The sequence below is a fragment of the uncultured Clostridium sp. genome (assembly GCF_934754915.1).
Classification (GTDB): domain Bacteria; phylum Bacillota; class Clostridia; order Clostridiales; family Clostridiaceae; genus Clostridium.
Genome location: NZ_CAKVKB010000015.1, coordinates 35,686 through 46,674, shown reverse-complemented (window position 1 = coordinate 46,674; position 10,989 = coordinate 35,686). Strand labels below are relative to the sequence as shown.

Here is a 10,989-nt window from a genome sequence, read left to right as displayed (position 1 = left end):
GTATGAAAGGGTGAACATTAATGATAAACATAACTATCATTTATGATGATTCAACAAAAAATAATAAGCATCTTTACACTGATTTTTTATTAAGTAATTTGAAAAATCAGTATGATTTAAACTTAATGAAGTATTATCTTCCTGATAATTTAAATAGTCCTAACGACCATTTTTATAATTATTACTATATGATAAATCAAGATGCATTTTTCTATAATTTCCAATTCAAAGAACTCAAAAACTCAATAGCCAATTCTGATATTATAATATTTTCATGCTCAGATTTAAATAGACATATTCTTCCTAAAAAATTAAAAATTTTGTTAAACTCTCTATCATATTTCTGGATGCCTCATAAAAATACTGTATTTATGAAAAATAAAATCGGCATCATCATTTCCAACGACTCTATTCCTCTAATTATTTCGGCATCCAAATCCATAAAAAAGCATCTAAAATTTTGGGGAATCAAATACATATTTAACGTTACTTCTAAAAATCAAAAATGCGGGCAGTTTTCATCAGAAAATTATTTAAGTTCTATGTTTCTAGCAACTAAAATTTGCAATATAATCTCTTCTAATAATTTATTTTCACATTTAAATTCAGAAAAAGTCATAAGATTTCCACTAAAAATTTTAAAGCAAAATATAATACCTATTAAACATAAAACAGATTCACCTAAAGAACCTGTAAAACTTGAAACTTTCTCACAAAAAAAGTGCCGTAAGTCATTTTAAACTTACAGCACTTTTCTTAAACTTCTAATTAAATTTAAATTACTTTTCTATATGAAGTTTTGATTTTAAATATTCAAAATCTGAAATAGTATCTATTTCAAAAATATCATTACTTTCTATTTTTCTTATATATACATTCGTATCCTTATAATTTTCTAATGCAATATTATCCCAGTATATATCAAATCTCTTATCTTCTTCAACTGCTTTTCTTACTTTTTCAGCTATAAGAACTCCATCCTTCTCAGTCCAGTAAGATGCTCCTGACATAATATAGTTTGGCTTTGAATTTTCATCAGCAATTTCTACATCATAAATTCTGCCATCATCATCATATTTAAAAATCCATTCATTAGCTATTCTTTCTTTGCATGCTGAATAATATTCTGATGTTTCAGGCTGTGACTTAGGAAGAAAATTCCTTGTAAGATAATTATCCGCATCAATTACAAAAGTATCCTTAAGATAATCTCTTGCAACATACATGCTATATATATTGTTGTACACATCAAATTTTTCATTAAACAATTTGATAAGATTATATTTCTTAACTATATCATCAAATTTTTCATGAAGATATCCAGTTACAACTACAATCTCTTCTACTCCTATTTCTCTAAGGTTAATTATCTGCCTTTCAAGAAGTGACATTCCATTAACTTCAAGTAACGATTTAGGTGTGTTTTCTGTTAGCGGTCTGAGCCTTGTTCCCAGCCCTGCTGCCATTAATATTGCTCTCATCTTTTCAACTCCACTCTTTCCTCTATAGTCTCTTCAAATATTCCTTAGCTCTATTGTATCTATCTATTCCATAAGTTCCAAAATCATCGCCTTCTGCTTCTTTAATCAATGTCCATACTGCCCATAAGAAATCCTGGCATATCTGATGAATCAGCAATCTTCTTCTAGCATTTTCATCTGCTTCTTTTCCATTGAAATACAATCTAAACATTAATTCAATATCATCTTCTGAAAATTCATTTTCCAGTGAAAGTGCTGCTAAATCCCACATATCATCATTAACTCCACTGTATTCCCAATCTATTAGATATATTCTTCCATTGACATCCTTAACAAGATTTTCAGATACAAGATCATTATGAGATGGAACATAAACTCTTTTGCATTTTTTAAGTTCTTCTTCTAATGCCATTACCTTTTCTCTTACTTCATCGTAATCATCAAAGAACTGTCCTTCATCACCTCTTAATATATCTTCATATTTTTCAAGTTCCCTGAACATATTAAATTCATTATCCATTTTAAAATCTTCTGATTCATGAAGATCTCTTAAAATTTTTGTTACCTGTTTTAAATTTTCTTCCTTCTTTACGCTTCTATGAGTTAAAGTTTCAGCGTTTTCTATAAATTTAGATATTTTCACACCAGTTTCAAGATTGAAATATGGTACTTCTACATTAAATCCTTTTTCTGATGCTATTGCTGAGTTAAACATTTCAGTATTTCTATTTATCATCTGCTCTGTTCCTATACCCGCAACTCTAAGTATATATCTTGTTCCTTTTACACATATTCTATAGTTCTTGTTAGTCATACCACCTGCTGAAACTACTTCTGTTATATCTTCTGATTTAACTTTAAAAGCCTTGCACACTATTGATTTTATAGAATTTATCTCATAGCTTAATTCTCTTCTTCTTATTGTTGGATATAGATAATTTTTTATCTTTTCATATTCCTTTTCAGTATCTGCATCTCCCCATGCCAAATCATCTATTTTTACAAATCCTATGTTATAATCCCTTGCAACATCCAAAATTACATATTCATAATTTAAATATGGATTTACATTGTCTTTAAATTCTTCAAGCATCATTTCATAAAGTTTATATGAAATCTTTGTAAGTCCAATCATCTCTCCATCTATTTTGTTAAACTGATGTATGTCTTTTGACATTTTATATAAATGATTATCTCTTATTTCAACAAATGCTTCATCTCCTGAACCACTTTCATTTGTAAACAATATACAGTCTCTGTTTGGACTTTCAACAAGTTCCTTTATTGCTCTTTTTTCAAAAATAAGATCATTTTCAATTAGCAAAAAATCATCATCAATATATTTTTTTGCTAATGATAATGAATGCATAGTACCTGTCCACTTATATATATCACTCTTTACAATCTTTATATTTTTCACATTTTTGAAGTACTCTTCAAACATTTCACTCTTATATCCTGTAACAAGAACCACTTTATTAATTCCATTTTCTTTTAATATATTTAAAGTTCTGTCTATAAGTTTAAAGTCTTCAATTTCAAGAAGCCCAACTGGTTTTCCAAAGCTTTCAGCTTTACCTGCTGCCAATATTACAGCTTGTTTAACTACTTTCTTTTCTTCTTCATGAAGTTTTAGTCTTGTATTTTTTGCATTTAATATATTTTCCTCCAGGAATTTCATTCCTTTATCAGTAACTTTATATAAAACTCCCCTATTGTTATCTATTCTGTCTATAAACTCTTCTTCTGTAAATTCTTTCAATACTGAATTTACTTTTCCAAGAGACATGTTTGCTCTTTTAGCTAACTCTCTCTGGTTTATATTAAAATTTTCATTTAATATTTTTAGTATCTCCAATCTATCTTCCAACATTTAAATCTCTCCCTTAAATTGCCCATTAATAATTACTTTTTATCTTTAAATATTATGTTCGTTTTTTGAACTATAATCATTATATTATTATTTATTTCAAAAGTCAATTATTCAAATAAAAAACACATCTTCAGCATAAAAGAAACAAGCATACAGCTCTACCCCTAAAGCTGTATGCCTGTTTTAATTTTTTATATACACTAAATATAATGCTTGAAATACTAATTTTTAATCTCTCTCTTCTTCTCTTTATTTCATTTTACCACAGTTGAACCCATAAAACGTTTCTATATACCTTTACCATAATCTCATATACACCTTTAATTACTGTCCCAATATATCTTTTCTCACAATATACCCATCAGCAGATTCTCTCAATGCATCTTCTTTATATATATTGGTATCAGCTATTAAATAAACTTCAACATTTAGTGTATTTTTTCGTAACACTTTTAAAAATTCAAAACCATTTACAGGTTTTAAATCAACATCTACATAAACCCTATCTACTTTATTATTGCAGATATATTTTGCAGCCATAAATGGATCAGTAAACACTAAGATTTCTGCTTCAATATGTTTATTCTTAATAAATTGCTTTTCAATCTTCAGCTGATCTACATCATTATTAACAATCACAACATATTTCACATGTATCTTCCTTCCTCCATTAACTGTTACTTCGTATATTATTATAACTAAACAAGTGCAAGTATAGTGCAAGTAAAATAGGTAAAATATGAACTATTTTGTTAACTAGCTGTAAACATTTTGTTAATAAAAAAATCTTTACTTATAAATTTATTAATAAGTAAAGATTTCATGCTTTATTGTCAATTGCAACACAACATATATTGCAATATTAAAATTACATCTAAAATTTATCTACCTCACACAAAAATACCAAAGAAATCTTGAAAAGATTTCATCCTTCATTGTCAATTGTCAATTAAAATATATTTCTACATTGATGCATGTGTAAATTCTGCCCAACTGTACTGTGACATATATTCACCATTATACGCATTAATGGCATTTACATCTCCTTCTACCCATCTATAATAGTCACAATCTATATATTCAATTGCAATTCCTAAAACTCCACGCTTTTTTCTTATAACTTCTTCACATCCTGCCTTTTTAAAAGTAGACCGCAAATCACTTACAAGATTTCTTAGCTGACTGGATATTGACAGACTCTTTTCACTCTCTTCCCACAATATTCCTATCAGTTCTCCATTACTGCAGTATGCTCCTCTTCTATCTACAAGATATGCAAACAATTCTTTTGTCTTTGAATATTTAAATTCACAAGGTTTGTTATTTATGTACACTTCAAAATTACCAAAACATTGTATATGTATTAATTTATCATCTATATTCTTAACTGGTTTTCTCAAATCATGAAGTTCATTTCTTATTTCTTCTTCTATAGGAGGCTTCATAAGATATCCTGATGCATGAATCTTCATAGCTTCCATAACATATTCTGAATATGCTGTCATAAATATAATATTGATTTGAGGCTGTATCAATTTAAGTTTCTTTCCTAGTGTAATACCATCTATTTCACGCATATTTATGTCAAGAAAAGCTACATCAATCATATTTTCTTTTGCATAATCGAGAGCTTCTAGTCCATTTGTGAATCCCTTAACTTTTTTTATTTCTTCCATATTATCTAACTGTATTACAAAATCATCTAGTAAAAGCCTTTCATCATCAACTGCTATTACATTCATAACTTACTCCCTTCCAAAGTAAATGCTTCTATTTTTTATTTTTGCTTTATATTTTCTGAAACAATTTCAATTTCATTTTCATCTTTTTCTATTTCTATTGTTACTTTTGTTCCAAATCCAATTCTGCTTTTAATATCAATAGTTCCATTGCACATTTCTTTAAGCCTTTGCTTTGTATTTTCAATTCCAATGTGCAATCTTTTATTATCATTCACTTTTTTATTAATATCAAACCCAACTCCATCATCTAATACCTGTATTACATACTCATAGTCTGTTTCATATGTTTTTATAGTGACAGTTCCTCCTTCAGCTTTTTTACATATTCCATGCTTTACTGAATTTTCCACAATTGTCTGAAGTAATAAAGGTGGACAGGAAAAATCTTCAACCTCAATTTCATACTCAATATCCAATAAATCTCCAAACCTTAATTTTTCTATATAAAGATAACATTTTACATGTTCCAGTTCTTTATAAAAGGGAATACATCTGCTTTCACTTATTGCATTCATATTTGAACGAAGATATTTAGAAAAATAATCAATTGCTGTTCTTGCAGTTCCAATATCTTTAAGGCATAATGCTTTTATTGTTCCTAAAGTGTTATACAGAAAATGTGGTTTTATCTGACTGAGCATAATTTCAATTTTATTCTGTATCATTCTTTTTTCCAGTTCTTCTGCCCTTGATGCTTGTACTATATTTTCTTTTGTATATTTCATTAATACAGCAAATTGTGCAATTGCAAATAAAGATATTCCTATTTGAAATACATATACCCAGAAAACATGAGTTATGTAATAATGATATATTTCTATTCCAGTAAAAATAGTTATCATAATGCCAGAATATAAAACATGTTTTGTTCTTCTTTCATTATAAACTATATATTCATTAATCATAAGAAAAACTTCAACCACTAAAATAATTACTGCTATTATTGCCTGATTTGCAATCTGTACCTCATTTACCATTCCAAATACTCTAAATATAAAATAAAAACATATTATACCTGTCCATATTAACACAAGGTATTTTACAATATTTTTATATTTAGGATATTTTATATACGTACTTAAATACATAATTAGAAATTCACAAATAAACAGCTGAGATATGAAATCAATAATATTCACTATGGCTATATCATTGAATATCAGTGTAATATAATCATAATCCATAAATGTACATATTCCACCTGAAATGAATAATAGTGCACATGAAATATATCCTTTCAATGCAGGCACATTTAAAAACCAAAGCGCTGCTACAACAAAGAGAAGTGAAATCCCCATTCCAAAAGTAAAAAAACATATAATTATGTTAGGCAATTTCTCTTTAATATATTTATGCATTAAAGCATACCTTCCACCATGACTCAATTTATCCAAAAAGGCTCCAAAAGCCCTATTGTAGCTTTTATCATTATCAGTCTCTAACAGTATTGTTATTTCATCTTCTGTTGTTATTTCATCAGTATTCGCAAATCCCCAAAATATATTGTTTCTATCATTGCTTGAATAAATATTCTTATCATTTACAAAAACTTCTGCCTTAATTTTATCCATATAAAAAAATATTTCATCTTTCTGTGGAATATTTTCTTTTACTTTTCCCTTTATAATAAGCTGAAATCCATCTATAATTATATCATCATAATCCTCAAATTTTACCCATTTATCTGTATTTTTTTGTTTATATACCCCCTGAATCTGTAGTGGTTTTACATATAAATCTTCTTCATTTGAAATACCTGTTGATTTATTAGAGTAATATATAAAACTTAAAAATACCACAGTTGATATAAATAATGTAATATAAATACAACTAATAAAACTTATTTTTTTCTGTTTTATCATAAATATCTTATCTCCTGATTTTATGTCACTTCCATAAATGCACTCTAGTTAATTGAAATATATAGCAAAACAAACATACAGTTATTAAAGGAAAATAACTGTATGTTTGTTTTAATTTAAACTATAACTATTAATATATTCTTCCGTCACTTGCAAATCTATACATCTTATCATCTACAAACATAGTCTGATTAGTTATCATTTCACCATTTTCAGTGAAGTAATACCAATTCGGTTTAATCCATAGCCATCCAGTATGCATTACACCATTAGTTCCCAAGTAATACCAGCTTCCATTTAAATTTATAAATCCAGTTTTCATTTCACCAGTTTTATCATCTAAATAATATTTTTGTCCTGTTTCAGCATCGATTTTCCATCCAGTTGCTCTGTATCCTGCTTCATTTATATAGTACCACTTATGTCCTGTTTCAATCCATCTGTCCTTAACTTGACGTCCTCTTTTATCAAAATATGCAACCCTGTTGTTTACTACTCCCCATTCATCATACTTAGTTGTATCAACCCAGCATCTGTTGTCATAATCATAGAAAACATCATCTGTTATTCCCTGACTGCTGTCATCTTCTTCGTCAAAGCTGCTTGTTCTCTTAATTCTCAATGTATAAGTAGATGTGTTATTTCCATCTTCTGATTCAACTTGAATGTCAACTTCAACAGTCTGTTTTCCAGCAAGGCTTACATTTACAGGAGTTCCTTTGAACTTTTGTCCATCTACAGTAACTTTTGCTTTAGCATCTTCAGGTACTGGAGTTATTGAAACCTTATTTGTACTTTGGTCTACATTTACTTTGACAGTATATTCATCTGGATCAAAATCAAATTCTCCAGAACTTAATATTAAATTCTTAAGTTTTGAACTTTGTCCTTTTTTGCTGTTTATAATACTTAATGTATATATTTTTGTTGTTTTTCCATCTTGAGCAGTAACTGTTATTTCCAAGTCTGTTATTCCTGATGAATTAAGCATAAGTTCTGTTTCTTCACCTGGAGCTATGTCATATACCAAATCAGTACCACTTACTGCTGCTGATATTGATTTTACATTTTCATCTTCTGGTTCAATAGTTATAACGGCACTTTCTTGATCTTTTGGTACAGTTACTCTGTAGTTATATGAATCACTACTGAATCCTTTTCCATCAGTATCAAGGTTTTCTAATGTCTGGCCTTTAACTTTAATATTACTTAAATTTGCATTATCTGATTTTCCATTAGTATTATCTGTTGATTTTATATTTTCTCTTAAGAAGAATATATAACTTCCTCCTAATGGATAGCTTCCAATTAATTTTCCAGTATTTTCATCAACTTCATCGTAATAAGCTTGTACTTTTATTCTCTTTACATTATTTAGGTTAATATAAAGATCTGTACTTCTTTCACTGTTTTCAACAAAAACATTATTTACAGAATCTTCAGCTTCAGTAAAGTTACTGCCATCTGCATCTGATGATACCCATGCTTTGAAATATTCATTACTGTTTGTTCTTCCATCACTGTCAAGACTTATTTTTACTTCATTTTCATCCTTTGTATATAAATCAAATGTAGATCTGTTATATGAAAGACCTTCTTTAAAAGTTATTGCTTTTTCTTTTGCTTCGTCTTTCTTTTTGGCTACACCTTCTCTTGTTAAGAAAGTTTCTGCATTATTATCATCAAATATAAAGTTTACATTAAAAGAAGTTTCTGCATCTTCTCTTTCTACAACTGTTAATTTATATTTAGCTAAAAGCTTGTCACTACTACTGTCATATACTTGAAGTTCAAGCTCATTTTGCTCTCCAAGTTTAAAATCAATATAAGCTTTTCCATTGATTAGTTCATATGCTTTTATTGATTTTTTAACACCATTCTGAACATAGTTATTCCATAATATATATTTTGTAGAACTTGAATTTCTCACTAATAATGGTTCCAAGTTTATCATTCTTGCTTTAGGATCAATTATAATTGTTCCTGTATATTCAGTATAAGTACCACCTTCACCATCATCTACTTCTGTCTGTGTAAATCTTTTTCCTATATAAGCTTTAACGCTTGAATCATCAGAATAATCTGCTTTATTTATTCCAGCTGACTGAATACTATAATCATTTTCCCTATTTTTCTTGCTGTATCTCAATTCAGCAGAATACAATTTAGCAAGACTAGTATCGTCAGGAGAAGTTCCGTTTATCTTTATAACTACAAACTGATCCATGCTGCTCATGTTTCCAAGGTATCCTCTTATTGTATCATCTGTAGTATTCTTAGCATTTCCTTTAACACCATTTACATAAACTATAGTGTTTCCTGTATTAAGAGTAACACCTTTAAACTTCATGTTATAATACAATGCACTTAATGAATCAGGTACTCCCCAGGTATATCTCAATTTTACCTTTTCATCTGATTCTGCCTTGGCTGTATATAAAAATGGAGCTTTATTATTTTCCTTAGTAGTATCGGCATCTAAAATATCATTTAATTCGTCTTCTTTTGCATTTCCAGTTCCTATATACTGGTCAAATACAAGTTCGACATTATCACCAACGAAGTCTGTACCATTATTGATGATTATATTTTTTTCATTTGCAGCTATATATTTCTCTGTAAGTTCTTCATCAGCACCAACACGTTGAATAGTCTTTGTTTTTCCGTCTTCACTTACTGTCACCTTATATGTTGTCTTTATTACAGTTCCTTCAATACGATATTGAACCTTGTCTACACCATAAGGAGTCTGTACTATTCTCTGTCCTTTTCTTCCTTGTATAACACCAGCAGGTATGTCTACAATTGGATCCTGAATTCCTGTAAGTTCCTGCAATGCAGCAATACCTGTTCCATTAGTCAAATCAATATTATTAAGTCCTGTTATGATTAAATCAGTATCTGCTATAGAATAAAAATAACCTTCAGTACTTTCAGTAGCATTTTTTTTGATGTCTTCTAATTTTTTTTCTATATCTTCATTATACTGTTTTATAGATATGTCAAAAGTATCTGAACCTTGACTACTATCAAAATAAGGATAAGACGTCAAATCATCTATACCTTCTGGTAAAAACTTTCCTTCAGAACTTACCTGCACTTGCAAATATTCATCTGGAATATTAAAATTCATTGCTGTTGCCGCATTTGCAGGCTTTTCACTTATCTTCATCTGTATGGGGATAAATGACATCACACTGAAAAATGCAACAAGCAATGCAACAAATTTTTTTCCTATTTTGTTCATTCTTCTTTCCCTCCTGATTTAAAGTTTCAAAAATATACTTTTTAAATTATTATCGAATTATTCCTGATTTTCTTAACTGATGATTTTTCATATTAATAAAAATATCAAAAGCAAAACAATATATGGTGCATCAAATCAAACATACACACTGTACATTGGTTTAGATTATATAAATTTATAATTATGAAATATCTACAATTACTTCCAATATATAATACAATAAAAATTTTCAATAATGGACCTTTATAGATATGCTCTAATATTAAAACTAATAATAATTAAAGAAATTTTATAAAATTTAAGATTTTGCCTTAAATGAAGTTTTACATTTAGGACATGTTATTGTTATTTTTCCTTTTCCTCTTGGAACTCTAAGTTCCTGTTTACAGTTAGGGCATTTAAAATATTTATGAGTTTTTGAATCCTGAATTCTGCTTTTATGTTTTCTTAATTTTGAAAGGAAAGAATTTTTAAAACTTAAATACTTGTAATATTCCTGTTGTCTTTTGAATATATTCCTTGAAAAAGTCCTGTATATATATAACACCATAGGAATATATGCAATTGTAGATATTAATTTCAACTTTCCTGGAAGCATTCCTAAGAGTATCATTAAAACAAGTGATAATCCAAGTAATGCTGTTGAAAACTCATCAATTCCATATCTTCCGTACATAAATTTTCTAAACCAATTCATAATAAAATCCTCCTTCGTCCACTGTCAATTATAATTGTTATTAAGATTATACTTCAACATTCTTAATTCTAATATACATTTTCATTA

At 28.3% G+C, this 10,989-nt stretch carries 8 protein-coding genes; 1 reads left to right on the top strand and 7 read right to left on the bottom strand.

Annotated elements, in window-relative coordinates:
• Window positions 1-20: 20 nt before the first annotated feature.
• Entirely contained in the window at window positions 21-740 is a 720-nt protein-coding gene (locus tag Q0F58_RS04520) for a hypothetical protein (RefSeq protein ID WP_294373065.1), read from the top strand.
• 39 nt (window positions 741-779) lie between these two features.
• Here Q0F58_RS04520 and Q0F58_RS04515 read toward each other — a convergent pair whose 3' ends face one another.
• From Q0F58_RS04515 to Q0F58_RS04485, 7 genes are all read right to left on the bottom strand, one after another.
• Window positions 780-1,481 (bottom strand): NTP transferase domain-containing protein, encoded by a 702-nt coding sequence (locus tag Q0F58_RS04515; protein WP_294373062.1) that lies wholly within the window; start codon window positions 1,479-1,481, stop codon window positions 780-782.
• Window positions 1,482-1,503: 22 nt separating this feature from the next.
• Window positions 1,504-3,354, bottom strand: a complete 1,851-nt coding sequence (locus Q0F58_RS04510; RefSeq protein ID WP_294373060.1) for an NTP transferase domain-containing protein — start codon at window positions 3,352-3,354, stop codon at window positions 1,504-1,506.
• A gap of 324 nt (window positions 3,355-3,678) precedes the next feature.
• On the bottom strand, window positions 3,679-4,005 hold the full coding sequence (locus Q0F58_RS04505) for a response regulator (RefSeq protein ID WP_294373058.1): 327 nt from the start codon (window positions 4,003-4,005) through the stop codon (window positions 3,679-3,681).
• 311 nt (window positions 4,006-4,316) lie between these two features.
• Complete coding sequence (locus Q0F58_RS04500; RefSeq protein WP_294373056.1) at window positions 4,317-5,096, bottom strand: response regulator; 780 nt, start codon at window positions 5,094-5,096, stop codon at window positions 4,317-4,319.
• 35 nt (window positions 5,097-5,131) lie between these two features.
• Window positions 5,132-6,958 (bottom strand): sensor histidine kinase, encoded by a 1,827-nt coding sequence (locus Q0F58_RS04495; RefSeq protein WP_294373053.1) that lies wholly within the window; start codon window positions 6,956-6,958, stop codon window positions 5,132-5,134.
• Window positions 6,959-7,088: 130 nt separating this feature from the next.
• Window positions 7,089-10,205, bottom strand: coding sequence for an N-acetylmuramoyl-L-alanine amidase family protein (locus Q0F58_RS04490; RefSeq protein ID WP_294373052.1), 3,117 nt, complete (start codon window positions 10,203-10,205; stop codon window positions 7,089-7,091).
• Window positions 10,206-10,503: 298 nt separating this feature from the next.
• On the bottom strand, window positions 10,504-10,902 hold the full coding sequence (locus Q0F58_RS04485) for a hypothetical protein (protein WP_294373051.1): 399 nt from the start codon (window positions 10,900-10,902) through the stop codon (window positions 10,504-10,506).
• Window positions 10,903-10,989: the final 87 nt, after the last annotated feature.

Bases quoted from the DNA above. Each gene is read 5' to 3' on its own strand.
- Q0F58_RS04495 (WP_294373053.1), bottom strand. From the start codon at position 6,958: ATGATAAAACAGAAAAAAATAAGTTTTATTAGTTGTATTTATATTACA.
- Q0F58_RS04520 (WP_294373065.1), top strand. From the start codon at position 21: ATGATAAACATAACTATCATTTATGATGATTCAACAAAAAATAATAAG.
- Q0F58_RS04485 (WP_294373051.1), bottom strand. From the start codon at position 10,902: ATGAATTGGTTTAGAAAATTTATGTACGGAAGATATGGAATTGATGAG.
- Q0F58_RS04510 (WP_294373060.1), bottom strand. From the start codon at position 3,354: ATGTTGGAAGATAGATTGGAGATACTAAAAATATTAAATGAAAATTTT.
- Q0F58_RS04515 (WP_294373062.1), bottom strand. From the start codon at position 1,481: ATGAGAGCAATATTAATGGCAGCAGGGCTGGGAACAAGGCTCAGACCG.
- Q0F58_RS04490 (WP_294373052.1), bottom strand. From the start codon at position 10,205: ATGAACAAAATAGGAAAAAAATTTGTTGCATTGCTTGTTGCATTTTTC.
- Q0F58_RS04500 (WP_294373056.1), bottom strand. From the start codon at position 5,096: ATGAATGTAATAGCAGTTGATGATGAAAGGCTTTTACTAGATGATTTT.